Origin of the sequence: Pelagihabitans pacificus (assembly GCF_009371985.2) — a bacterium.
Classification (GTDB): domain Bacteria; phylum Bacteroidota; class Bacteroidia; order Flavobacteriales; family Flavobacteriaceae; genus Pelagihabitans; species Pelagihabitans pacificus.
Map to the genome: position 1 here is coordinate 703210 of NZ_VIKU02000002.1, position 23234 is coordinate 726443.

The window sequence follows — 23234 nt, forward strand, 5'->3', positions numbered from 1 at the left end:
ACGATTTACAGATAGTCAAGAATATTTTTTAAACTATTTACAGTGAGGTATCGATGTTCTTCATGGTCAACCGACACCTCTTCGTGCTGCCAAGTGGTATGAAACGGTACGTGAACCGCTTGGGCACCAATGTTTATAATAGGCAATACATCTGACTTTAACGAATTTCCAATCATCAAAAACTCCTTTACATCAATTTCAAGATGGTCTAGCAGATTTTGATAGTTCGTCTCTTTTTTATCACTCAATACTTCTACATGATGAAAGTACCGCGTTAGTCCCGACCTTTCCAGCTTCCGTTCTTGGTCCAAAAGATCTCCTTTGGTCAATACGATCAATCGGTATTTTTTAGCCAAACGCTCTAGCACTTCCTCCACACCGTCCAATAGTTCCACCGGATGGGCAATCATCTTTTTACCAAGATTCATAATCTTGGAAAGCGTTGCCTGTGAAACTTCGTTATTTGACAGTTCCAAGGCCGATTCGATCATCGACAGCATAAATCCCTTGATTCCGTATCCATAGAGCTCAAGGTTTTTCATTTCCATTTTAAAAAGCTCTTGGTCTATTTTGTTCTTGGTCTCGTAATGCTCCAGTAATCCTGCAAACTGCTCTTCCGCCTCCCTAAAATAGGTCTCGTTCACCCAAAGTGTATCGTCGGCATCGAAGCCAATTACTTCAATTCCCGTAAAATCTATTTCCATGCCTGCTGCGCCTTTTCCAAATCCTCGGGGGTATCGATTTCAATACCTGTGACTGTCGTTTCTACCATTTTTATTTTCTTCCCGTATTCCAAATAACGAATGGCCTCAATTTTCTCGGTCGCTTCGAGGGGTAGCATTGGAAGTCGCTGAAAATCCATCAATGCCCTTTTCCGAAAAGCATAAATACCCTTGTGTTTATAATAATCCGTTCGAACTGCCTTGTCTCGCGGATAGGGAATCGGAGATCGGGAAAAATAGAGCGCGAAATTACGATTATCCACAATAACCTTCACCGTATTCGGATTACTTATTTCATCCCAATCGGTGATTTTTACCATTAAAGATGCCAAATCGATTTCCTCCTCCGCATCCTTCTCAAAAACCTTGAGTACGCTCTGCAGACTTGCTTTATCGGTGAAAGGTTCGTCCCCTTGCACATTTACGATGATGTCCACTTGCATATCGGTTACAGCCTCGGCAATACGGTCACTACCGCACTCATGCTCTTTTATGCTCATAATCGCTTTACCTCCAGCATTATGAATCGTATTGAAGATCAGCTCACTATCGGTGACCACATAGACGTTATCGAACAGGCCAGTGTTCACTGCCGCCTCATAGGTACGGAGTATCACCGGTTTTCCGTGCAGGTCCTGCATCAGTTTAGCCGGAAATCTAGAAGCCGCATAGCGGGCAGGTATCATGGCGATGATTTTCACCTTATGGTTCATTTTGGTTCGACAATTTCTTCCTTGGTCTCAATTTTCTATAAATACTGAAAACAATAGCCAAAATAATGATCACCAATACGGCTGCCAGTATAGGCGCAAAGATAGAGGCTGTGGTTACTACCATAGCCGTTCCGGTTTCTACGGCTGAAACTATGGGATTGGCAAGCCCTCCCGTTGATGCCGTTGAGGCCAACCTGCCCGTAGCGCCCGCACCCTTTATGGCAGTGGCAGTACCGCCCCCCGCTATGATGGCCAAGGCCCAGGTAACCATCGGGTCCAAATCGGCTACCGTGGATACCATTACGGCCGTACCTGCGATTGCCGCCAAGGGCACCGCTATGCTATCGAGCAAATTGTCGACCCAGGGAATGAAATAACCGAATATTTCCACCAGCATGGCCACCCCTAAAGTGATCACGGCCGCCAAACTTCCAATCCACTGCCAGTTTTCGTTCAAGTCCCAGACATTGAAATACGCCGCCAAACTCAAAGCGAACAAAGGCAGGAATACCCGGAAACCCACAGAAGCGGCGAGACCAACACCCAGAAAGATACTAATGATGGTGTCCGAAGTCATTTTTAACCAAAGTTATGATTTGTCGGTAACGAATTTAATCTATTCCGCACCAACAAAAAAATCACCTTTAAAACCGATCAGATACACTTTGTTCTTTGCCCGCGTTACCGCGGTATACAACCAGCGGAGGTATTCCTTGTCGACCCCATTGGGCAGGTACGGCTGCTCAATAAAAACGGTGTCCCATTGTCCCCCCTGGGATTTATGACAAGTAATCGCATAGGAGAACTTTACCTGCAATGCATTAAAGTATCTGTTCCCCTTAATTGCCAAAAACTTTTTGTATTTTGATTTTTCGTCGGCATAATCTTGCATTACCTCCTGATATAACCTGTTGGAATCTTCGTAGGGCAAGGACGGCGATTCAGCTTTGATAGTATCCAATAACAAGACTGTTTCAAAGGGTTTTTGGTTCGGATAGTCGACCATTTTTACCTTTACCTCGGCAAACTTAAAGGTGTAGAGTTCTTTGATTGCATAGATTTCCAAAATCTCGATGATATCCCCATTGGCAATAAATCCTGCTTCGGTGTTCGGAGTTAACCAAAAGTAGTTGTTCTTGACGACCATCATATAATCCCCGACCGACAACTCATTTTCCAAATATAAAATCCTGCTACGGATGTTCTCGTTATAAAGATTGGCTCTTTTATTGGACCGTACGATAAAAGCCGTTTCCTCTTTTCCGTTCTGATCATAGGAGGTCTCGATCGCCTCTAAAATCTCCTGCCCATCAATCAGGCGAACGATATCCCCGTAGGGATCCACATCGAATTGAAATCCTTCAAAAAAATCACCCTGCAATTGCTCCCTCAGATTGGTAGCGTTCATCAGGATACCTGAATCTTCGGCCTGCCGCACCACCTCGTTTAACTCCAATCCCGTAACCTCCTTGTTATAGTTCATCGAAAGTTTATCGGCATCCAATGCCGGGCTTAGTTCAAGACGTATCGGTGGCAACTGGGCCGTGTCGCCTATGAGAATCAATTTGCAATTGTGTCCTGAATAAACGAACATCAAAAGGTCATCTAGGAGCGATCCGTTATCCATGAGCTTCGAATCTGTCGGGTTATCGGGAATCATAGAAGCTTCGTCTACAATAAAAACGGTATCCCGGTGTTTGTTTGGCGCCAGTACAAACCGTACGGCCCCACCACGTTGCTTCTTAGGGAAATAAATTTTACGGTGAATGGTAAAAGCCCCTGTTTTGGAATAGTTCGACATGACTTTTGCAGCCCTGCCGGTTGGGGCCATTAAAACGGATTTCAGTTTACAATGCCAGAGGTTGTTCACCACCGTTCCCACAATCGTCGTTTTTCCGGTACCCGCGAAGCCTTTCAAAAGAAATATCAGGTCTTTTTGGCTCGACAACAGGAACTGTGATAACATCTGAAGTGCTATCGATTGGTTCGCAGTTGGCTCATGGGGGAACTTTTCCCTTAATATTTTGTAGAATGATGCATCGGTAAGCGTTGCCATGGAACATCAAAGATACTCATGATTTTCTTGTAATGTATCCTACTATTATTTGTATCGGTATGAACCCCATAAATGGGGCCGCCAGGGCAGACTATTTACCTGCATCAAATTATCTTAATCCTCGATAGAACGGCAATTGGAGCAGCTTGAAAGCCCTACCGAATTACAAGGATAAAAAATTAGGCAGTTTCCAAAAAAATTGTAGATTTGTGTGAACCACTAAATTTAACTAACACAGTAAGAAAATGAAGACCATTATACAAATTGTGCTTTGGATTGCCTGTATCGTTTTTGGATATCTTATTTACAAATCGGTTACGGGCCCTATCGAGTTCAATAAAGTAAAACAGGAACGATATGCCAAGGTGATCGCCAAATTGAAGGATATCAGGAATTCCCAGGAAGCCTACAAAACGGTTAATGGTAAATATGCGGCCGATTTTAATAAATTGGTGAGTTTTGTGGATACCGGTAATTACACCATCACCCAACAGCGGGATTCGTCCTTCATGCGCTATGACAAGGTGTACCAGATAGATATGCAGGTAGATACGGTCATTATCGACACTCTTGGAACTATTGCTGTTAGGGATTCCCTTTTCAAAAACGATGACCGATACAAAACTATGATGGAAATCCCCGGAGCAGCAAGTGGGGAAAAAGTTGAAATGAAAGCGGATATTATTGATAAGGGAGGTTACAAAGCCCCTGTATTTGAGGCCAAGGTGGCTAAAGATATTATTTTGTACGACCAACCGAAAGATTTGCTCGCCAAAGAAAAGGCAGAGGCAAGTGTTGAAGAGGTTAACGGGCCCGCAATCGTTGTTGGTTCCTTGGAAGAAGTTAGTACCAGTGGTAACTGGCCCCCCATCTATGACAAGAAAAACGAACAATAACGACATAGAAAACACGTCGAAAGACTTTCATAGACTGTCCATTCAAATAAGTTTGAATGGACTTTCTTTTTGTGTGCTCGATACGGTCGCAAATCGTATCGTTGGTTCGGAACATCTGATATTTCACAAAGAGCTGACCCCCTACCAAACGCTGAAAGAACTACAACAACTTTTTAAAAGGCACCAAATCGATGACACAAAGTTCTCGGAGGTAGTCGTCATACACAGAAATAATCTTTTCAGTCTTGTACCCAAATCACTGTTCGATGAAAAAGAATTGGCAAATTACCTTAAATTCAATGCTAAAATTTTAGCGAATGACCATATCGCGTACGACGAGCTGGAGGGGTACGATCTTATGAACGTATACGTACCTTTCGTAAACATCAACAATTACATTTACGATCTTTTTGGGGAGTTCATCTATAAACACCATGGAACCGTGATGGTGCAGTCACTTCTCGATGAACATGTCAATGGCAAGGAGCCGGTGGTATATGTGCATGTTTTTGATAGGCAATTGGATATTACGGTTATAACGCAAAAGAAATTGTTGCTATTCAACAACTTTGAATACAGCACGCAAGAAGATTTTCTCTACTATTTGCTGTTTACCCTGGAACAACTTGGATTAAATCCCGAATCCGTTCCGTTAAAAATGTTTGGCGATGTTGGGGAAGATGACCCCATATATCGTTTGTGTTACGAATACGTGAAGGATATTTCGATTTTACTTCCCGCCGCCCTTTCTTTGCCAAAGTATTCGGAGGAAATCGAAACTATTGACTTTACGGTACTCAACGCCCTCTGATGCGCATCATCTCCGGTACTCATAAGGGCAGACGCATTACGGCCCCAAAAAAGCTTCCCGTTCGCCCCACGACCGATATGGCCAAAGAAGCACTTTTCAATATTCTCAACAATCACGTATATTTCGATGAAATAAATGTCTTGGATCTTTTCGCAGGAACGGGGAATATCGCATACGAGTTCGCCTCCCGTGGTGCGACTTCGGTAACTGCGGTCGATACGGATCCCGGCTGCGTGATGTTCATGACGAAAACGGCCAAGGAACTGGCACTGGAAATTACTCCCGTTAAGAGCGATGTTTTTAAATTTTTGGCCAAGACACACCTAAGGGTAGATATTGTCTTTGCCGACCCCCCTTATACAATGCCTTTCGATGATTTTGAAAAAATCCACAAACTTGTTTTTGACCAGGGTTTATTAAAGCCGGATGGATTATTGATTATTGAACATTCCGATAAAACCGATTTATCTAAATTGGCACATTTCAAAGATCACCGTAAGTACGGAGGTAGCGTTTTTAGTTTTTTTTCCGAACGGTCTAATACGTAACAGGGGTGAGGCTTTGGATAAACATCGGCAAAAAACAAGGCAAACCTTCGGTATTGACTTGTACGAGGGAGAATGGGACATGTACCTACTCAGCTCTTTACCCTAATCTTGAAATTCACGACATTGCCCATTTTGTGGTGGAAAAAGAGTTGGGCTACGCCGATGCCTTTTATGGATTATTGGCGCAAGGTCATGCTATTTCCGATTTTCAATTGCCAAGGAAAGAAAGACCGGAAGCACTGCACCCTACCAACTTAGCATCCGAGGCTTTGGTTACCGAACATATCGTCAACTTGCTACAAACTTATTACGCACGAAGCGAGTCGAATACGGAAATCATGACCCAACTCAAACCCATTCTTGAAGAACATCGACTTCCATATCCATCGGAGTTGACCCCTGATAAACTTGTTCGGATTACTAGAGACCTGCAACGGTTAATGACGAAATGGGAAGTGCTGCCTTCCGGTGGGGAACTGGAATTGATGTTTGAGGTGTAAACCTTACTATATCGTGGATTTGAAAAATGAAATTAGGATTTGATCATATTCACAGTGGTTAGACACGTTAAGCCCATGGTACCACCAAAAAGAAACATTCCCGCCTCTGCAGCAATGCTATTAATAAATTTTAATAAAAGCAGGTCATAAGCCGGATTCTGTTTCGACCCCAAGGAGGTCGACCCTTATCATTTATCTAGGCTTTTGGTCGCCCAAAAGCTCGAACCGTCTACCCTTCGGTTCGGACGTGCCGCCCTTAAACACCGATTTACATGACGTTTCACCGCATAGAGTTTACCTGATTTCACTACAGCCGAACTGTACTTGCTTTCTGTTGCACTGGTCCTATCCCGAAGCGAGTTCGGGACGACGGGTGTTACCCGCTATGCCGCACTATGGTGTCCGGACTTTCCTCCCCGACCCGAGGGCCGGAGCGATAAGGAGACCTGCCAATTACAAAGTTACATGAATTATAACAATTCCTTTGTTATTGCTTTGTTAAGTCAATACCAAGTTAGTAGTACCGTTCATCCAAATAGTCCCCTTATAGTTCCTATGACCAAACCGGCACACTTTGGGGCGATTCCCAGAAGATGGAACCTACTCCGGAAACATGTTTGAAAGCTCTTTATAAACTATTGAAAAGCCCTATGAATATCAAACATACGTCTATTTGACGGGCCATCCCAACCAAGGATTGGCTGTCGTAACCTATATCACTGAATGTCCAACAGTGGTTGGTTCTACCATTGTAAACCCTTTAAACCAATTGAATGGCGAACCTATCGCTTTGTGAAGATGGGATAAAACCTAAATTATCTTAAAGTTGTTGATAAATACGGGTAACTTCACCGTATACCACCCGTTTTATGACACTCAATTTTTATATTTGTACTGCTATCGAATAGCAATTAAAAGTAGGCTTTTTGGAACCATTTATCGTATCGGCTCGCAAGTACAGGCCCCAGACCTTTAAGGATGTTGTGGGCCAGGAATCGATTACCAATACCTTGACCAATGCCATTGAAAACAATCATTTGGCCCAAGCGTTGTTATTCTGTGGCCCTAGAGGGGTCGGTAAGACTACTTGTGCACGAATCCTCGCAAAGAAAATAAATGAAGATGGCACCCAAAGGCCCGATGAGGACTTTGCCTTTAATATCTTCGAACTCGATGCCGCCTCTAACAACTCCGTCGACGATATTCGGAGTCTGATCGATCAAGTACGCATACCGCCCCAAGTAGGTAAATACAAGGTGTATATTATCGACGAGGTTCATATGCTCTCCCAGTCGGCATTCAACGCTTTCTTAAAGACCTTGGAAGAGCCTCCCAAACATGCTATCTTTATTTTGGCCACTACCGAAAAACACAAAATTATACCTACGATATTATCTCGCTGCCAAATTTTCGACTTTAAACGTATTACGGTTAAGGATGCAGCCAACTATTTAAAATACATTGCCGAAAACCAGGGAATCGAAGCCGACGAGGATGCCCTACATATAATCGCACAAAAAGCCGATGGGGCCATGCGTGACGCGCTTTCGATTTTCGATAGGGTGGTCAGTTTTTCCGGGAAGATACTGACCCGTAAAGCAGTGACCGAAAACCTGAACGTACTTGATTACGATACTTATTTCTCGGCCACGGATCTAATTCTAAAGCACGATATACCCTCCCTGCTCCTTTTATTGAACAAAACCTTGGCCCTTGGTTTTGACGGCCACCATTTTATAAACGGCCTTGCCTCCCACTTCAGGGATTTGATGGTTTGTAAACATCAGGGAACTATTGAATTATTAGAGGTCGGTGAAACTGCCAAACAACAATATTTGGAACAGTCAAAAAAAACCAGTACTTCCTTCCTACTTGAAGCGCTGGAAAAGGCCAACGACTGTGACCTCAACTATAAGACCAGCAAGAATCAACGGCTGTTGGTGGAACTCACCCTCATGAAGCTGGCCTCCATCGACTTTGAAGGTGAAAAAAAAAATCCTGAATCGATAGCTCTCGCCAACCAAACTACCAATTTTATCGCCCCGGCTTCATTCTTTAAGAATGAAGATACCTCCCAAGCAACAGTAAGGAATTCCGAACTAGTCTCGCGTAGATCCGAACTGCTAAAGCAAAAAATATCCGAACAGGAAACAACGGTCCCGGCTTCCGGAAATGAGCCATCGGTTGCCGTTGCGGAACCGATTATTGAAACAATGGTCGGCTCTTCCGACCCTGTCGATACAACGACCGTTGCCAATGCTAAGAGAATCAATATCAAAATACCGTCAAAACGGGTCTCTGGACTTTCCATCTCCAGTCTAAAGGCCAAAAAAGAGCATCAATTAAACAAAAAGGAGGAGGTACTCGATGAAAACAACCTTCCCAAGACCAGCTTTACAGAAGAGGAGATGCAGCGACATTGGTACGATTTTGTAAAACAAATCGATGCAAAAGGACAAAAAATATTGGCCTCTAATCTTTCCACCGACACGCCCAAAGTGCTCAAGGACCAAACAATTTGGATCGAATTACCCAACGGTACCATGAAAAAAGAGGTAGAACGGGAACAATTTGGCTTACTAGCGTACCTGCGATCAAAATTGAATAATCATTTCATCGATTTAAAAATCACCGTAAACGAAGAAACCGCTAAAAAGTTTGCCTTTACCCCCGAGGAGAAATATGAAAAATTAAGGGAAAAGAACCCGGCCATAGACCTTTTAAGACAAGAGTTCGATTTAGACCTTTAGCCTGTTACGATACCAACTCCAAATAGAAAAGGAAAACATTACCAAAGCCAAAATCAACAACCCAAAAGACTCCCTGCCCTCCTCTACATTTTTTATGTCCCCTGAATCAATGCCAAAACCTACGAACTCTTCGGGGAATACGTAGAAAAAACCCAAAATAAAAAGGACACCTGCGAACAAAGGCAGCCAAAAAGGAATCTTTTGCAAGGCAAAACCAAAGCACAGTATGGCAGCCAGCCCATAAATTACAATCCATAGGAAGGGGTCTGGGTCATTATATTGTAAAATGGCCGAAACCACACATAAGACGCCAAAAAGCCAAGCAAAGACTTTAAAAAAAAGATTCATCCAACAAATATAAAACCATATTTTGATTACGAAAGTAATCCTATTACTTTTGGGATTAAATCCAATGAACTATGCTCGGTCTAAAATTGCCTACAGATCCTCGATGGGTGAACATTGTGGAAAAAAATATCGATGAAATCTTGACCGACCATGCCTACTGCGAGCAAAAAGCTGCCAGTACGGCCATTTCACTCATTGTAAATTTTCCTGAATACCCCGATTTAGTTACCGAAATGGTGGCACTTTCGAGGGAGGAAATGGGCCATTTCAAGATGGTTCATGACCGCATACTCGCTAGGGGGAAATCACTTGGCCGCTATCGAAAGGATGATTATGTAATTGCACTGATGAAATTCTTTCCAAAAGGGGGCGATAGGACGACCCAATTGGTACATCGACTACTGTATGCTGCCTTGATAGAGGCCCGTAGTTGTGAGCGGTTTAGACTGCTTTCCGAACAGCTCAAAGACAGGCAACTTGCGGATTTTTACCATAAACTGATGATCAGCGAGGCGGGGCATTATACGATGTTCCTGAAATTTGCCAGACAGTATGGAAATCGAGAAGAGGTCGATAAAAAGTGGCAAGAGCTGCTTGACTATGAAGCTGAAATCATGAAAAATCTCGGAAAAAAAGAAACCATACACGGCTAAAACCCGCCGTTCACAATACGGATTGGCAAAGGTCTTCAAACAGGAACGAAGAATTAAACCTTCCCAAACCCTAAACACTACGATTCGAGCTTTCTTTGATAGTACCCATACTTTTCGAACTGAGATCGCAGTGGCTTACTGTTGTTCTTCCGATAGGCATTATCCTGGGCTTCGTTAAAAACCCGTGCCTTCACATTGTCTCTCCATGAAATATCAAAAGTATCGAGTAATTCCTGTTTTACCTCTTCGTCATAAATAGGACACCCCACTTCCACCCGATAGTCTATATTCCGGGTCATCCAATCCGCAGAGGAAATATACATCTTGGGATTGCCTTCATTCGCAAAAATAAAAAGACGTGAATGTTCCAGAAATTTATCGACGATACTGATGGCCTCTATGTTTTCGCTCATCCCCTTGACCCCTGGTACCAGACAGCAAATACCACGAATAATCAATTGTACCTTTACGCCTGCCCTACTGGCCTCATAAAGCTTATCGACCATTTTGTAGGAAGTGAAGCTATTCATCTTAATTTTAATGTACGCCTCTTTCCCCACAATGGCATTGGCAATCTCATTATCGATCAATTTCTCAAAAACCGTTTGTGTATAATGCGGAGATACGATAAGGTGCTTGTATTTGGTAATTTTATAGGTAGTCTCGAAGAAGTCGAATACTTTGTTCAGTTCTTTTAAAATGGCATCATGCGCCGTAAATAACGTGTAATCGGTATAAATCCTTGCGGTTGATTCGTTAAAGTTTCCAGTACTAATGAAGCCGTACCTTTTTATCGCATCCCCTTCCTCTCGTTCTATGACACAGGTTTTACTATGTACCTTAAGTCCGGGCACACCAAAACTAAGTTTTACACCCTCTGCCTGCAGTTGTTCCGCATATTGAATATTGGCTTCCTCATCGAACCGTGCCCGTAGTTCTATTTGTACCGTGACCTGTTTTCCGTTTTTGACCGCATTGGCCAACGAAGCTGCCACCTGGGAGTCTTTTGCCAGGCGGTAAACGGTGATTTTAATACTCCTTACCTTTGGATCCAACGCGGCTTCCCGTAAAAACTTTATGATATAGGAAAAAGTATGATAAGGTGTATACTGTAAGTAGTCTTTCTTTGCAATTTGCTCGAAAAGGCTTCCTTCGAACGATAAACCCTTTACGGGTAGTGGTTTGATTTTTTCGTAGAGCAAATCATCCCTTCCAAGGCTTGGAAAACCCATGTAATCCCTCCTGTTATGATACCTTCCCCCTGGAATCACACTGTCGGTATCCTCGATGTTCATTTTATCCTTTAGAAAATTGAGGGTGTCTTCTTCAATACCCTTGTCGTAAACAAAACGGACGGGATCACCAATTCTACGGTCCGCAACGCTCGCGGAGATTTTTTCGATAAAGCTTTTGCTCAAGTCATTGTCCATATCCAGCTCGGCATCCCTAGTTATCTTGATCATATGGGCCGAGATAGCGCTGTAATCGAACATGGTAAATACATTGTCCAAGCAATAACGAATCAGATCATCCAGGATAATGATGTAGTTCTTATCGCCCTCTTTCGGCAATACGACGAACCGATCGATTCCCTTGGGAATCTCGATCAACGCATATTTTTTTTCTGGACGGTCTTCATCAGACGTTAAAACCATTTTAATTGCCAAATAGGCCGCCGTGTCTTTTAGTATAGGAAATTCTGTGAGATCGTTAAGAATAATGGTCATCAACTGTGGACTCACATTCTGCAGGAAATAGTTTTTTACGAATACCGATTGCGCCGGAGATAGTTCGGTTTCCTGAAGGATAAAGATATTCTGCCTTTCGAGCTCTTCTTCTATATTGCCTAAAATTCGAAGACTTTTGGCCTGTTGTTCGATACAGATTTCGGTGATTTCCGCCAGCAAATCCTTCGCGGTCTCCCCCCCCAAAACACTTTTTCCCTTTTTTCCGGCTTCTACGATTCGTTTTACCGTTGCGTAGCGAACCTTAAAAAATTCATCGAGGTTGTTCGAAAAAATACCCAGAAATCGAAGCCTTTCGATCAACGGTACGTTGGAATCGGCGCTTTCCTGAAGTACCCGCTCATTGAACCGCAACCAACTAATCTCCCGATTGATGTACTGATTTCTGACTTTTATCATTTATCTAATGTGCTTTGGAAAAATAGTCTGTACGGTGGTTCCCTTTTCTATTTTCGCCCAACTGTCGGCACCGAACTGTATATGCACCAGACCACTAGTTGGAACATTGTCAATATAGGTATTTCCCAACAAATTGGCAATATAGGTGAAGGCATGATTATGCCCGAAAATCATTACCGTTGTCAGGTCTTCGTCAAGTTCCCGAAGCAATTGGAGCACCTCATCCCCGGAAAAGTCGTAGAGGCGGTCGGTAATCCGGAGGCGGTCAAAAGGGAGATGCAGTTGTCTCAAAAATATCATACAGGTGTGCAATGCCCTGTTTGCAGGACTTGAAAATACCCAATCAATACCCTTTCCCTGATTCGCCCATTCTTGGGAGACCAACAATGCGTCGGCAATACCCCGTTCTTTAAGGGGACGGTCTTTATCGCTTACATTATAGTCCCAAGAGGACTTACCATGTCGAATGAGAATCAATTCTTTCATATCTACAAAAATTTAAGCTCGCCGTAAAATTCATATCGTAGGAACAACCATTGACTTTCCCTCTTCATCTTAGGGTGCCAATCGTTCTATTTTCCAATCCAAATTTTCCTGCAGACTATACCGGATACGGTCGTGCAGCCTATTGGGTCTTCCCTGCCAGAATTCCATGGATAGCGGCCTCACCAGATAACCTCCCCAAAAATCGGGTCGTTCTATTTCCTTGCCCTGATATTCTTTTTCCAAAGCTTTCAACTTTTCCTCAAGCACATCCCTAGACGCGATAACCGAGCTCTGGTTCGATACAATGGCTCCCAGTTTGCTTCCCTCCGGTCGCGATTCGAAATACCCGTCCGAGAGATTTTCCGCAATCTTTTCGGTAGTGCCTTTTATAATCACCTGTCGCTCCATATGGGGCCAAAAGAACGAAATACAAACCTTTGGATTCTTCGCAATGGCCTTTCCCTTCTCACTCTCATAGTTTGTGTAAAATATAAAACCTTCGTGCGTATACTTTTTCAAGAGTACCACACGGGACTTGGGAAAACCATCCAAGCCAATGGTGCTGACGGTCATGGCATTGGGCTCATCGACCCCATCGGTAGCCTCTACCTCATAAAACCATTTTTGAAAAAGCTCAATGGGATTATCCGAAATGGAATCTTCGATAAGAGCGCTTTTTTCATATGACTTTCGATAATCACCTAGGTCTTTTTGCATGTCGGGTTCATCTTGCTATTATAGGGTAAAGTTCATCAAAAGAAAAGGAACTATAAAATGGATTAGCCCCTAATTATCAAAAAAATAGCTGGAAATCGAGTGGTTTTGGACTTATCAGGGTGTATTCAAACTCAAAGGTTGAATACCTTACCGTCATCGGCCAACTCCACCTCGGGAAAAATTTCGGTCGCTTCCTCCTTGAAAAGATCGATAGACTTATACCGAGTGGAGTAATGTCCTAGGATAAGAGTGCCTACATTGGCCGCCTTCGCAATGGCGGCGGCTTCTTTGGCGGTGGCGTGTTTGGTTTTACCGGATAGATGGGCCTCGGTCTCCAAAAAAGTCGATTCGTGATAAAGAACGTCTACCCCGGTAATTTGAGGAACCAATTCCGGCCGATAGGCCGTATCGCTACAGTAGGCATAGCTTTTAGGTGCCACCGGATCGAAGGTAAGGACTTCATTGGGAACAAGGGTGCCATCATCAAGAATTACATCGTTACCGCTTTTAATATTCCGGAAATAGGCCTTGTCGATGTTGTATTTACCAACTGCCTCGACATTGAGTTTACGATCTGATGGTTTTTCCCGAAAAAGAAATCCGTTTGTGTAGACCCGGTGGTCTAGAGGTATGGTTTCTACAGTGACCTTGTCATCCTCATAAATCAATACGGGACGTTTTTCCTTAAGCTCGTGAAAGACTAATTGATAGTTGGTCCATGAGTCGCCCAACTTCATTAAAAGGGTGATCGCCTCCTTGATTCCCTTGGGGCCGTAAACATTCAGTTCCTTATCCCTTCCCAAAAGACGAAAAGTAGAGATGAGCCCTGGCAGTCCGAAGAAATGATCACCGTGTAAATGGGATATGAAAATGTGATTGATTCTAGAAAATCTAATCTTGTTCTTTCTTAACTGCACCTGTGTGCCTTCCCCACAATCGATCAAAAAGAGATGATTCCTGATTTCCAGAACCTGGGAAGTCGGGTTGGTCAAGGTTCTGGGGGTAGCGGCATAACAACCAAGGATTTGGAGCTTCATGTTCCTAAGTTCGTGGTTTGTGATAGTGTATTTTTTTTGTGCAATCTCCCCTGAATCCAAAGGTGCCGGGATAATGGCTATGAAGATGGAAACAGATCTTTCGTTTCTGCGTTTCTTCAGTTGTCCGGACGAAATCAAATCGCATAACCATTATAACCCCAAATCCCTTTCGATTTCCTCCATTTCGATAATATCCTTGGCTTCCTGTAGTGTCGGCACTACGATCATCTTATCGGGCACCTCCTCATAACCCACTTTGTTAGTTACCAAAACAAAGGATTTATTGGATTTTCTGTGCTGGTCCGACAACTGAAGAAACTCAAGAAGGTCATCTGCCTTTAATTTTGAAAAAGAGAAAAGGTTTACAATGATGTTATCGTTTTTAATCTTTGGATACGCTTTGTTCAAATTATCCAAAAACTTTGATAATTCTATGTTCTCCTGAAAAACGATAGTCGTTGTGCCGTCTTTGTCGAAAATCATTCTATTTAATTTTTGATGCCAAAAGGTACATTACCGCCATTCGAATCGCAACGCCGTTCTCAACTTGATTTAGTATGATGGATTGCTTGGAATCAGCCACATCGCTAGTAATTTCCACTCCCCGATTTATAGGCCCTGGGTGCATGATGACAATTTCCTTGTCCAAATCATCGAGCAATGCCTTATTTACGCCGAACTGTTGTGTATACTCCCTAGTGGTAGGAAAATAGCTGATATCAAGGCGCTCTTTTTGTATGCGTAGCATATTGGCCACATCGCACCAGTCAAGGGCCGTTCTAAGGTCGGTCTCCACTTCGACACCAAGGGATTCGATGTACTTGGGCAGTAGGGTTCCGGGTCCACATACCTTCACTTGTGCCCCCTGCAATTTGAGTGCAAATATATTTGAAAGGGCCACTCTGGAGTGCAGGATATCGCCTACGATTACCACCTTTTTACCTGCAACATCCCCTAATTTCTCCCGAATGGAATAAGAGTCGAGCAGCGCCTGTGTAGGGTGCTCATGCGCCCCATCGCCGGCATTGATGATAGCCGCTTCAACGTGCTTGGAGAGAAATATGCCCGCACCGGGATTCGGGTGGCGCATGACTACCATATCGACTTTCATCGAAAGTATGTTGTTTACGGTGTCGATTAAGGTTTCCCCCTTTTTTACAGAGGATTGAGAGGCCGAAAAATTGATGACATCGGCAGATAAACGCTTTTCGGCAAGTTCAAAAGATAGTTTTGTACGGGTACTACTCTCGAAAAAAATGTTGGCAATAGTAATATCCCGTAGGGAAGGTACTTTCTTGATGGGACGGTTGATGACCTCCTTAAAGTTATCGGCGGTTTCAAAAATGAGCTCGATATCCGCTTCGTTCAGATACTTAATCCCCAGCAAGTGCCTTACACTTAATTCGCTCATTTTTATCTGTTACGTTGTTAATAGATACTTTAATCCAGATCGATTTTCTTCAAAGCTGCTTTGTCGGCTTATCATAATATTGGTATCGCTATCCCTTTTTCTATCTACCTTCCAACGAGGTATATGGCGTCCTCACCATCATTCTCCTGCCATAGCACCTTTACTTTTTCGTCATTGATCGCATCTACCTGTCTGCCCCTATAGTTGGGCTGTATGGGCAAATGTCTGCTGAATCTTCGATCTATTAAGGTCAACAGTTCTATCTCCGAAGGCCTTCCGAACGACTGAATGGCAGTCAGGGCAGCTCGAATGCTCCTACCTGTGTACAATACGTCATCGATTAGCACTACCTTTTTATCCTCGACCAAAAAATCTATCGTCGTTTCCGTAGCCGAAAGGGTTTTGTCTCCCCTCCGAAAATCGTCCCTGTAGAAGGTAATGTCCAGAAACCCGATCTCGATATGTTTAACGCCGTATTCCTCCTTTAGAATTTTATAGAGCCGCTGTGCAACATAGGTTCCTCTCGGCTGAAGTCCGATCAACACGGTATTTTTAAAATCCAAATGATTTTCAAGGAGTTGGCAAGCCAAACGATGAAGTATGATGTTTATTTCTTTTGAAGAAAGCAGTACTTTTTGCCCCATGGGTTTTAACATCGATACTTTTGAAGGACAAAAATAGGGAATTCTACCCAAATAGTTTTGAATCAAGATAGATTGCCAAGGAATCAAGGCCATAGAAAAACCAACTTATTTTTCTTGAACGGCACCCTTCTTACAATTACAGGATAAAAAATGTATACCAACAAAAAGCCCCGACATAATGGTCGGGGCCTTCTTTATTATACGTAAGTGGAAGTTCTTATTTCTTGCCTTCCATCTTATCCTTCAATGCCTGCAATTGCTCATTGGCATCACCTAAGGTCGGCTTGGCTTCATCGCTGCTCGACTTGGCCCTCTTGACTGCCGCTCTTACATTGCGCGCTTCCTCCTCCCTAAAGATAGCGGTATGGCTGGCGACTACTCTCTTAAAGTCTTTGTTGAATTCAATGATCTTGAATTCAGCTTCTTCACCCTTACCGAGCTTTTTGCCGTCTTCCTTCTCTAAATGACGTTGGGGCACAAAGGCTGTGATGTCTTCATTGAAGTCGATTGTAGCACCTTTGTCAACAATTTCGGTAATCGCCGCCTTGTGAACGGTACCTACCGCAAACTCAGTCTCGTACTTGTCCCAAGGATTCTCCGTGGTCTGCTTGTGCCCAAGGCTCAATTTACGACCTTCAACATCGAGCTCCAACACTTCCACCTCGATTTTGTCACCCACTGTCACAAATTCAGAAGGATGTTTCACCTTTTTGGTCCATGAAAGGTCAGAAATATAAATCAATCCGTCGATACCTTCCTCCAGCTCTACGAAAACACCGAAATTGGTGAAGTTTCGCACTATACCGGTGTGTCTAGAACCTACAGGATATTTAGAAGTAATGTCGGTCCATGGATCGGGAGTCAACTGCTTCACTCCCAAAGACATCTTGCGGTCTTCCCTATCCAGGGTCAATACCACTGCCTCTATCTCATCACCTACTTTCACGAAATCCTGTGCAGAACGCAAATGCGTCGACCACGACATTTCGGAAACGTGGACCAATCCTTCGACACCTTCAACGACTTCGATAAAAGCACCATAGTCGGCAATAACGACCACCTTACCTTTTACCTTGTCACCAACTTTGATTTCATCGCTTAATGCGTCCCATGGATGTTTCTCCAATTGCTTCAAGCCTAATTGTATTCTTGACTTGTTCTCATCAAAGTCGAGAATCACCACATTCAATTTCTGGTCAAGGTCTACAACCTCGTTCGGGTGATTGATCCTGCTCCAAGATAGGTCGGTGATATGAATCAATCCGTCTACACCACCCAAATCGATAAAGACCCCGTATGAGGTGATGTTTTTTACAACACCTTCCAATACCTGTCCTTTCTCCAGTTGACTGATAATTTCCTTTTTCTGTTCTTCGATATCGGCTTCGATCAATGCCTTGTGAGAGACGACTACGTTCTTGAATTCGTGGTTGATCTTCACCACCTTGAATTCCATCGTTTTATTCACATATTGATCATAGTCACGAATAGGTTTCACATCGATCTGTGAACCGGGCAGGAACGCCTCGATCCCGAATACGTCAACAATCATACCTCCTTTGGTCCTGCATTTTACAAAACCACTTACCACCTCTTCATTATCATGGGCTTTGTTTACCCGTTCCCAAGCCATAATGGTTCGTGCCTTTCGATGTGAAAGCACCAATTGGCCGCTTTTATCTTCACGAATATCTATCAATACCTCTACCTTGTCACCTACCTTAAGGTCTGGATTGTAGCGGAATTCATTCAAGGAAATAACCCCTTCCGATTTTGCATTGATATCGATTATCGCTTCACGGTCGGTAAGGTATACTACAGTACCGGTAACGACTTCCTCGTCTGCCGTATCCACAAAGTTTTCGGCTACTAGCTTTTCAAATTCCTGTAGTTTGGTGTCATCGACGCGCTCGATGCCTTGTTCATACTTTTCCCAATCGAAATTTTCTAAAAACTCCTTAGGGTCCTGGGCAGGTTTCGCCGCTACTTTTTCTTCTGGTGCCGCTGTAGTTTCCTCTACTTGGGCAGTTGCTTTTTCTTCAGCCATGTGCTGATCTAAATTTGTATCCCGCGGTGTCACAAGAGCTAAACAATAACCTGCGGAAGTGTTTTTATTTTTTTATAATCTCCCTTTTCCTCTTGATTCCTCGTAAAAAAGGAGTGCAAAAGTACAATATTTTTATGGTATAAGCAATCCCCTTATCAACAGGTTGTACCATAACTACTATTTTACTGATTTTATCCAAAAATATTCCAAGATTCACTATCTTTCCTGTTCAAATATTAACCGATTAAAAGAGAACAACTATGAGCGTTAAAGCAAAGTATCAAGGTGTGTTGACCTTGGGGGAGCAATTAGGAATAAAGGATGGAAAAGTTACCGAGGAAGACGGGGTACTAAAAATAAAGGGGGAAGCAAAAACCCCGTACGAAAAGGACATTTTATGGGATAAAATAAAAGAGTTGGGTGGCGAAAACCCCTCTGATATCAAAGCCAATATTTCGGTAGCGGACGGCTCTGTTTATCATAGACATGTTGTAAAAAGCGGTGAATCATTGAGCAAAATCGCCAAACATTATTACGGAGATGCTATGAAGTATCAAAAGATTTTTGCCGCGAACACGAATATTTTAAGCAATCCGGACGTCATTCATCCCGATCAGGTTTTGGTAATTCCAAACCCATAACACTACATTTAAAAATTGAATAGGGGACGGTCTTGGAGCGTCCCTTTTTTTATGTCTTTTCCGAAAACTTTTTGACAACCCTCAAGGCATAATTGTACATCCTTTCAAATTGTTCCTGTAATCCCATGTCGGTATTGTCGAATGCAATGGCATCATTGGCTTTTTTTAGTGGGGAAAACGTACGGTTGGAATCGATATGGTCCCGCTCCCTCACATTTTTTAATACTTCGTTGTAGGAAACGTTTTCTCCCCTATCCAGTAATTCCTTATAGCGTCTGGCCGCCCTCGCATCTGGCGAAGCGGTCATAAAGATTTTCAACTCCGCATCCGGAAATACCACGGTACCTATATCCCGGCCATCCATTACGATACCTTTTTCCCTTCCCATCTCTCTTTGCATCTCGACCAGTTTTTGGCGTACTTCCCCTATTTCAGCTATTTTACTGACAAACTTTGAGACCTCCAAGGTTCTGATATCGGCCTCTATGTTTTCGCCATTGAGATACATTTCCGCATATCCCGCGTCTTTGTTGTAAATAAACTTTAAGTGAATTTCCGGCAATAATTTCACCAATGCCCCAGGATTTTCTACAATGCCGTTCCGCATGGCAAAGAGGGTGACTGCCCGATACATAGCACCGGTATCTACGTAGATATATTCCAATTTTTTTGCCAACTGCTTTGCCAGTGTACTCTTTCCTGTTGAAGAAAACCCATCGATGGCTATGGTAATTTTTCCCATGGGTCAAAAATAGGTAGAAAATAAAAGAGTACTCATGAAAACGGGATATTCTAGGATATTGAACAAAATTCTATCGAATTAGAGTTTTTTGGGGTTCCGTACCTTTTGCTTCGTAACCGCAATATCAATGACTTCATGCATCTCGGTAACATAATGGAATTTTAACCCCTTAAGGTATTCCTGTTTTATTTCCAATATATCCTTTTCATTATCCTTGGACAGTATAATTTCCTTGATTCGAGCCCTTTTCGCCGCCAAAATCTTCTCCTTGATGCCACCTACTGGAAGTACCTTTCCTCTTAAGGTGATCTCTCCGGTCATGGCCAGGCTCTTTTTTACCTTTCTTTGGGTAAAAAGCGATACGAGTGAGGTAAGCATCGTAATTCCCGCACTAGGACCATCCTTTGGAGTAGCACCTTCGGGCACGTGAATGTGTACGTTGTAATTCGCGAATACATCTGGATCGATACCAAATCTATCTGCATTCGACTTAATGTATTCCAAGGCAATAGTAGCCGATTCTTTCATTACCTTACCAAGGTTGCCGGTGATATTGAGAGTTCCTTTTCCCTTGGAAAGAATCGATTCGATAAATAGAATATCTCCCCCGACACTGGTCCACGCCAATCCCGTAACGACTCCGGCAACCTCGTTATTTTCGTACTTGTCCCTTTCCAATCTTGGTGGTCCGAGCACTTTCTCGATATCCTGATTGCTGACCTTAATATCATATTCTTCTTCAATGGCAATAGACTTGGCCGCATAGCGGACCATTTTTGCAATTTGTTTTTCCAAAGATCGAACACCGGATTCCCGGGTATAGCCTTCGACGATTTTCTCAAGTTGCGGTTTACCGATTTTCAGATGTTTTGTATCCAATCCGTGCTCTTTCAGCTGCTTGGGCAGTAAATGCCTTTTGGCAATCTCTACCTTTTCCTCTATGGTGTACCCCGTCACATTGATAATCTCCATACGGTCTCGCAACGCCGGTTGTATGGTCGCAAGACTATTAGCGGTCGCAATGAACATCACTTTTGAAAGGTCGTAGCCCATTTCCAAAAAATTATCGTGGAATTCGCTGTTCTGCTCTGGATCCAAAACCTCGAGCATAGCGGAAGAGGGATCTCCTTGATGGCTGCTCGAAAGCTTGTCTATTTCGTCGAGTATAAACACAGGATTCGAAGTGCCCGCTTTTTTAAGGCTTTGGATAATACGACCGGGCATGGCTCCGATGTACGTTTTTCTATGGCCCCTGATTTCGGCTTCATCCCTAAGGCCACCCAACGACATGCGTACATATTCCCTGCCCAATGCTTCGGCAACGGATTTGCCTAGGGAGGTCTTACCCACTCCAGGAGGACCATACAGGCAAAGAATCGGGGATTTCATATCATTTCTCAGCTTTAGCACTGCTAGATATTCAATGATCCGGCGTTTTACATCTTCGAGACCGTAATGATCTCGATCTAAGATTTTTTGGGCCCTTTTTAGGTCGAACTTATCCTTTGAATATTCGTTCCAGGGAAGATCCAGGAAAAGGTCGAGGTAATTCCTTTGAATGGAATACTCGGCTACTTGGGGATTCATCCGCTGCATTTTGGCCAACTCCTTGTCAAAATGCTCGGCAACTTTAGCATCCCATTTCTTTTCATTGGCCTTTGCCCTCATTTCCTCTATTTCCTCATCATAGGAGGCGCCTCCCAATTCTTCCTGAATGGTCTTCATCTGTTGGTGCAGGAAATATTCCCGCTGTTGCTGATCCATATCGCTTCGTACCTTGGACTGAATGTCGTTTTTCAGCTTTAGTTTTTGAAGTTCCACATTCATGTACTTCAAGGTAGCAAGTGCCCTGTCCTGAAGACTATCGATCTCGAGTAACTCTTGTTTCTCCCCAACACTAAGATTGAGATTCGAGGATATGAAGTTGATCAGGAACGAATTACTTTGAATATTTTTTATGGCAAAGGCAGCCTCGCTCGGAATGTTCGGGTTGCTTTTAATAATTTTCAGCGATAGGTCCTTGATAGTCTCTATGATGGCCAAAAACTCCTTATCCCCCTCCATAGGACGCTCTTCCTTTGTATCCCTAACAGTAGCGGTCAGATAAGGTTTTCTTGTCAATACCTCTGCTATCTCAAACCTTTTTTTACCTTGAATAATTACCGTCGTATTTCCATCGGGCATTTGCAGTACTCGCAATATTTTGGCCACAGTACCCAAGGTGTTGATATCCTGTATATCCGGATTTTCAGTATCCTCGTCTTTTTGTGAGACTACCCCTATGACCTTAGAGCCGTTATTGGCATCCTTGATCAAGTTGATAGATTTATCCCTTCCGGCCGTAATCGGTATTACGACTCCCGGAAATAGTACCGTATTGCGAAGGGGTAATATAGGTAGTGTTTCCGGTAGACTTTCATTGTTCATCTGCTCTTCATCCTCTGGAGTAAGTAACGGAATCAATTCGGCATCTTCCTCAAAAGTATGCAGCGACATATTGTCAAAATTTAAAAATTTGGTATATCCCATAATCGTATATCGGTCATTCTGTCATTAAAATGCAGAAATTGTTTTACTATATCATTGTTTAAATCGAGGTAAGATGCCATTAATCGCTTAAATTAAAGCGATCTCGACGCCTTACCTACCTATTAAGGACAATAGTTATGCCAATCGAAAAAAACAAAACCCCTTCGAATTGAAACTCGAAAGGGTTTTGTCGTCAAATACTTATTTTCTCTATTCCATCGAAATCATCATCTTCGTACTACTTTTTTCGTGATTACTCTTCGGACGTAATAGTAATTTCATTTGAGGGTAGTTCTAAAAGAGACCTGGCTTAATTAGATATCCCGTCGATGGCAATACATCAATTTTAATAATAATGGTCATTTTGATGATACAATGCTGAAAAAACATCATTTCTTCAGAACGACTGTCCTATGCGCAAGGTTTCCAGAACTTTCGAAAACCAGGTAATAAATGCCATCTGTCAACCTGCTTATATCCAACAGCTCGATTGATGCGTGATTTTTGCCAAATTGATGTGTCATCAACCTTTGCTGCGAGGTGCTTAGCACATTGACCTCTAGGCTTTGTCCCATAAAATTATTCAGGTCTAACTGCAGTGTTCCAGAAGTCGGATTGGGAAACACGGAGATCGTTTTGGTCGTCGGGGACAGATTAGCATCACTGGACGATTCAAAATTGGTCTCGCCTAATCCCCTACCAACCAATGAACCGCCACTATCGGTCAGTACGATGTTACGGAAGAAGCTCTCCTGGGAAGACCCGCCCGAGTCCTTGTCCGCCGAAAAGACCATGTTGTTGTAAGACCCCGTGAAGTACTCTCCGACCGGGATGGAGAA

23 protein-coding genes and 1 other RNA gene are annotated in these 23234 nt (G+C 43.1%); 7 read left to right on the plus strand and 17 right to left on the minus strand.

What is annotated here, in order from left to right; genetic code table 11:
• Positions 1–5: 5 nt before the first annotated feature.
• From FK220_RS10530 to FK220_RS10545, 4 genes are read right to left on the minus strand one after another with little or no spacing between them, the layout of a single operon-like run.
• The gene (locus FK220_RS10530; protein WP_152574263.1) at positions 6–704 is read right to left on the minus strand and encodes an HAD family hydrolase; all 699 of its coding nucleotides are present in this window, start codon (positions 702–704) and stop codon (positions 6–8) included.
• Entirely contained in the window at positions 695–1408 is a 714-nt protein-coding gene (gene kdsB, locus FK220_RS10535) for a 3-deoxy-manno-octulosonate cytidylyltransferase (protein WP_238718987.1), read from the minus strand. Before kdsB ends, FK220_RS10530 begins: the two co-directional genes overlap by 10 nt.
• A gap of 16 nt (positions 1409–1424) precedes the next feature.
• On the minus strand, positions 1425–2012 hold the full coding sequence (locus FK220_RS10540; protein ID WP_152574264.1) for a DUF4126 domain-containing protein: 588 nt from the start codon (positions 2010–2012) through the stop codon (positions 1425–1427).
• 39 nt (positions 2013–2051) lie between these two features.
• Entirely contained in the window at positions 2052–3491 is a 1440-nt protein-coding gene (locus FK220_RS10545; protein ID WP_152574265.1) for an ATP-dependent DNA helicase, read from the minus strand.
• 245 nt (positions 3492–3736) lie between these two features.
• On the opposite strand from FK220_RS10545, the gene FK220_RS10550 reads away from it, so the two are divergent.
• The 4 genes from FK220_RS10550 to FK220_RS10565 are packed head-to-tail and all read left to right on the plus strand — an operon-like array spanning position 3737 to position 6246.
• The gene (locus FK220_RS10550) at positions 3737–4387 is read left to right on the plus strand and encodes a hypothetical protein (RefSeq protein ID WP_152574266.1); all 651 of its coding nucleotides are present in this window, start codon (positions 3737–3739) and stop codon (positions 4385–4387) included.
• A complete protein-coding gene (locus FK220_RS10555; protein WP_152574267.1) occupies positions 4365–5198 on the plus strand; it encodes a DUF3822 family protein in 834 nt (277 codons plus the stop codon). Before FK220_RS10550 ends, FK220_RS10555 begins: the two co-directional genes overlap by 23 nt.
• The gene (locus FK220_RS10560) at positions 5198–5746 is read left to right on the plus strand and encodes an RsmD family RNA methyltransferase (protein ID WP_152574268.1); all 549 of its coding nucleotides are present in this window, start codon (positions 5198–5200) and stop codon (positions 5744–5746) included. Before FK220_RS10555 ends, FK220_RS10560 begins: the two co-directional genes overlap by 1 nt.
• Before the next feature lie 53 nt (positions 5747–5799).
• The gene (locus FK220_RS10565) at positions 5800–6246 is read left to right on the plus strand and encodes a hypothetical protein (protein ID WP_152574269.1); all 447 of its coding nucleotides are present in this window, start codon (positions 5800–5802) and stop codon (positions 6244–6246) included.
• Between the two features lie 132 nt (positions 6247–6378).
• Here the strand turns inward: FK220_RS10565 and rnpB are convergent.
• An RNA gene (gene rnpB, locus FK220_RS10570) (RNase P RNA component class A) lies at positions 6379–6699 on the minus strand.
• Positions 6700–7172: 473 nt separating this feature from the next.
• On the opposite strand from rnpB, the gene FK220_RS10575 reads away from it, so the two are divergent.
• Complete coding sequence (locus tag FK220_RS10575; RefSeq protein ID WP_152574270.1) at positions 7173–8996, plus strand: DNA polymerase III subunit gamma/tau; 1824 nt, start codon at positions 7173–7175, stop codon at positions 8994–8996.
• On the opposite strand, the gene FK220_RS10580 is transcribed toward FK220_RS10575, so the two are convergent.
• Positions 8985–9344, minus strand: a complete 360-nt coding sequence (locus tag FK220_RS10580; RefSeq protein ID WP_152574271.1) for a transmembrane 220 family protein — start codon at positions 9342–9344, stop codon at positions 8985–8987. The genes FK220_RS10575 and FK220_RS10580 overlap by 12 nt on opposite strands.
• A 71-nt stretch (positions 9345–9415) precedes the next feature.
• On the opposite strand from FK220_RS10580, the gene miaE reads away from it, so the two are divergent.
• Positions 9416–9997, plus strand: a complete 582-nt coding sequence (gene miaE, locus FK220_RS10585) for a tRNA-(ms[2]io[6]A)-hydroxylase (RefSeq protein WP_152574272.1) — start codon at positions 9416–9418, stop codon at positions 9995–9997.
• Between the two features lie 77 nt (positions 9998–10074).
• On the opposite strand, the gene ppk1 is transcribed toward miaE, so the two are convergent.
• The 8 genes from ppk1 to rpsA all read right to left on the minus strand — a co-directional run bounded on the left by ppk1 (position 10075) and on the right by rpsA (position 18483).
• Positions 10075–12141, minus strand: a complete 2067-nt coding sequence (gene ppk1 / locus FK220_RS10590; RefSeq protein ID WP_152574273.1) for a polyphosphate kinase 1 — start codon at positions 12139–12141, stop codon at positions 10075–10077.
• Entirely contained in the window at positions 12142–12627 is a 486-nt protein-coding gene (locus tag FK220_RS10595; protein ID WP_152574274.1) for a SixA phosphatase family protein, read from the minus strand.
• A gap of 69 nt (positions 12628–12696) precedes the next feature.
• Entirely contained in the window at positions 12697–13344 is a 648-nt protein-coding gene (gene pdxH / locus FK220_RS10600; protein WP_152574275.1) for a pyridoxamine 5'-phosphate oxidase, read from the minus strand.
• 131 nt (positions 13345–13475) lie between these two features.
• Positions 13476–14381, minus strand: coding sequence for a ribonuclease Z (locus tag FK220_RS10605; RefSeq protein WP_152574276.1), 906 nt, complete (start codon positions 14379–14381; stop codon positions 13476–13478).
• Positions 14382–14531: 150 nt separating this feature from the next.
• On the minus strand, positions 14532–14864 hold the full coding sequence (locus FK220_RS10610) for a ribonuclease Z (RefSeq protein WP_152574277.1): 333 nt from the start codon (positions 14862–14864) through the stop codon (positions 14532–14534).
• A 1-nt stretch (position 14865) separates the two neighbouring features.
• The gene (locus FK220_RS10615; RefSeq protein WP_152574278.1) at positions 14866–15792 is read right to left on the minus strand and encodes an aspartate carbamoyltransferase catalytic subunit; all 927 of its coding nucleotides are present in this window, start codon (positions 15790–15792) and stop codon (positions 14866–14868) included.
• A gap of 104 nt (positions 15793–15896) precedes the next feature.
• Complete coding sequence (gene pyrR, locus FK220_RS10620; RefSeq protein WP_152574315.1) at positions 15897–16436, minus strand: bifunctional pyr operon transcriptional regulator/uracil phosphoribosyltransferase PyrR; 540 nt, start codon at positions 16434–16436, stop codon at positions 15897–15899.
• Positions 16437–16653: 217 nt separating this feature from the next.
• The gene (rpsA, locus tag FK220_RS10625) at positions 16654–18483 is read right to left on the minus strand and encodes a 30S ribosomal protein S1 (protein ID WP_152574279.1); all 1830 of its coding nucleotides are present in this window, start codon (positions 18481–18483) and stop codon (positions 16654–16656) included.
• 260 nt (positions 18484–18743) lie between these two features.
• Between rpsA and FK220_RS10630 the strand changes: the two genes are divergently transcribed.
• Entirely contained in the window at positions 18744–19124 is a 381-nt protein-coding gene (locus FK220_RS10630) for a LysM peptidoglycan-binding domain-containing protein (protein ID WP_152574280.1), read from the plus strand.
• 49 nt (positions 19125–19173) lie between these two features.
• Here the strand turns inward: FK220_RS10630 and cmk are convergent, their stop codons facing one another.
• From cmk to FK220_RS10645, 3 genes are all read right to left on the minus strand, one after another.
• Entirely contained in the window at positions 19174–19866 is a 693-nt protein-coding gene (gene cmk / locus FK220_RS10635; RefSeq protein WP_152574281.1) for a (d)CMP kinase, read from the minus strand.
• A 78-nt stretch (positions 19867–19944) separates the two neighbouring features.
• Positions 19945–22395, minus strand: a complete 2451-nt coding sequence (gene lon / locus FK220_RS10640) for an endopeptidase La (RefSeq protein ID WP_152574282.1) — start codon at positions 22393–22395, stop codon at positions 19945–19947.
• 389 nt (positions 22396–22784) lie between these two features.
• A partial coding sequence (locus tag FK220_RS10645; RefSeq protein WP_152574283.1) for a T9SS type A sorting domain-containing protein occupies positions 22785–23234 on the minus strand: 450 nt, incomplete at its 5' end.

Excerpts from the sequence above, each read along its gene's own strand:
- miaE (WP_152574272.1), top strand. The coding sequence starts at position 9,416 with ATGCTCGGTCTAAAATTGCCTACAGATCCTCGATGGGTGAACATTGTG.
- FK220_RS10540 (WP_152574264.1), bottom strand. The coding sequence starts at position 2,012 with ATGACTTCGGACACCATCATTAGTATCTTTCTGGGTGTTGGTCTCGCC.
- FK220_RS10580 (WP_152574271.1), bottom strand. The coding sequence starts at position 9,344 with ATGAATCTTTTTTTTAAAGTCTTTGCTTGGCTTTTTGGCGTCTTATGT.
- FK220_RS10610 (WP_152574277.1), bottom strand. The coding sequence starts at position 14,864 with ATGATTTTCGACAAAGACGGCACAACGACTATCGTTTTTCAGGAGAAC.
- FK220_RS10605 (WP_152574276.1), bottom strand. The coding sequence starts at position 14,381 with ATGAAGCTCCAAATCCTTGGTTGTTATGCCGCTACCCCCAGAACCTTG.
- FK220_RS10560 (WP_152574268.1), top strand. The coding sequence starts at position 5,198 with ATGCGCATCATCTCCGGTACTCATAAGGGCAGACGCATTACGGCCCCA.
- kdsB (WP_238718987.1), bottom strand. The coding sequence starts at position 1,408 with ATGATACCTGCCCGCTATGCGGCTTCTAGATTTCCGGCTAAACTGATG.
- pyrR (WP_152574315.1), bottom strand. The coding sequence starts at position 16,436 with ATGGGGCAAAAAGTACTGCTTTCTTCAAAAGAAATAAACATCATACTT.
- FK220_RS10615 (WP_152574278.1), bottom strand. The coding sequence starts at position 15,792 with ATGAGCGAATTAAGTGTAAGGCACTTGCTGGGGATTAAGTATCTGAAC.
- FK220_RS10530 (WP_152574263.1), bottom strand. The coding sequence starts at position 704 with ATGGAAATAGATTTTACGGGAATTGAAGTAATTGGCTTCGATGCCGAC.
- pdxH (WP_152574275.1), bottom strand. The coding sequence starts at position 13,344 with ATGCAAAAAGACCTAGGTGATTATCGAAAGTCATATGAAAAAAGCGCT.
- FK220_RS10555 (WP_152574267.1), top strand. The coding sequence starts at position 4,365 with ATGACAAGAAAAACGAACAATAACGACATAGAAAACACGTCGAAAGAC.
- FK220_RS10630 (WP_152574280.1), top strand. The coding sequence starts at position 18,744 with ATGAGCGTTAAAGCAAAGTATCAAGGTGTGTTGACCTTGGGGGAGCAA.
- FK220_RS10550 (WP_152574266.1), top strand. The coding sequence starts at position 3,737 with ATGAAGACCATTATACAAATTGTGCTTTGGATTGCCTGTATCGTTTTT.
- FK220_RS10545 (WP_152574265.1), bottom strand. The coding sequence starts at position 3,491 with ATGGCAACGCTTACCGATGCATCATTCTACAAAATATTAAGGGAAAAG.
- FK220_RS10595 (WP_152574274.1), bottom strand. The coding sequence starts at position 12,627 with ATGAAAGAATTGATTCTCATTCGACATGGTAAGTCCTCTTGGGACTAT.
- lon (WP_152574282.1), bottom strand. The coding sequence starts at position 22,395 with ATGGGATATACCAAATTTTTAAATTTTGACAATATGTCGCTGCATACT.
- ppk1 (WP_152574273.1), bottom strand. The coding sequence starts at position 12,141 with ATGATAAAAGTCAGAAATCAGTACATCAATCGGGAGATTAGTTGGTTG.
- rpsA (WP_152574279.1), bottom strand. The coding sequence starts at position 18,483 with ATGGCTGAAGAAAAAGCAACTGCCCAAGTAGAGGAAACTACAGCGGCA.
- cmk (WP_152574281.1), bottom strand. The coding sequence starts at position 19,866 with ATGGGAAAAATTACCATAGCCATCGATGGGTTTTCTTCAACAGGAAAG.